The organism is Mycobacterium pinniadriaticum (genome assembly GCF_026242045.1).
In the GTDB taxonomy this organism is placed as follows: Bacteria; Actinomycetota; Actinomycetes; order Mycobacteriales; family Mycobacteriaceae; genus Mycobacterium; species Mycobacterium pinniadriaticum.
This window is the reverse complement of the sequence record NZ_JAPJDO010000112.1, coordinates 1-949: the sequence shown is the minus strand read 5'-3', so window position 1 is coordinate 949 and position 949 is coordinate 1. Positions and strand designations below refer to the sequence as shown.

1 protein-coding gene is annotated in these 949 nt (G+C 66.3%); it reads left to right on the top strand.

Annotation, left to right across the window (positions count from 1 at the left end):
- On the top strand, positions 1 to 943 hold a 943-nt coding region (locus ORI27_RS32875; RefSeq protein ID WP_266001431.1), incomplete at its 5' end, for an ISL3 family transposase.
- Between the last annotated feature and the right edge of the window lie 6 nt (positions 944 to 949).

The following is a 949-nucleotide window of genomic DNA, read 5'->3' as shown; positions in this document are numbered from 1 at the left end:
CCTGAGCGTGGCCAGAGTCGCCGAAGCCCTGGCGGTGTCGTGGAACACCGCCAACAACGCGGTCCTGGCCGAGGGCAAGCGGGTACTCATCGCTGATCCGGCCCGCTTCGACGGTGTGGCGGTGATCGGCGTCGATGAACACGTGTGGCGCCACACCCGCCGCGGCGACAAGTACGTCACCGTCATCATCGATCTCACCCCCGTGCGCGATAAGACCGGTCCGGCTCGGCTGCTCGACATGGTCGAGGGCCGCTCCAAGAAGGCGTTCCAGGACTGGCTGGCCGACCGCCCCAAACACTGGCGTGATGGTGTGGAAGTCGTTGCCATGGACGGGTTCTCCGGCTTCAAGACCGCTACCGCCGAAGAGCTACCCGAGGCGGCCACAGTGATGGACCCCTTCCACGTAGTCCGCCTGGCCGGCAACGCCCTCGACGAGTGCCGCCGCCGCGTGCAGTTGGCCACCTGTGGGCACCGAGGCCGCAAGACCGACCCGCTCTACGCGTGCCGGCGCACCCTGCACACCGGAGCTGATCTGCTCACCGACACCCAGAAAGCCCGACTGGTCGCACTGTTCGCCAGCGATGCTCACGCCGAGGTCGAGGCCACCTGGACGATGTATCAGCGCACCGTGGCCGCCTACCGTGAACCCGACCGCAAAAAGGGCCGCACCATGATGGCGGCGCTGATCGCCACGCTGAGCGCCGGTGTCCCCAAGCCGCTGCAGGAGCTGATCACTCTCGGGCGCACGCTCAAGAAGCGCGCCGCCGATGTCCTGGCCTATTTCGACCGGCCAGGCACAAGCAACGGCCCGACCGAGGCGATCAATGGCCGCCTCGAACACCTCCGCGGGTCGGCCCTTGGCTTTCGCAACCTCACCAACTACATCGCCCGATCACTACTGGAAACCGGCGGATTCAAACCCCAACTACACCGTCAATCATGAAGAGCC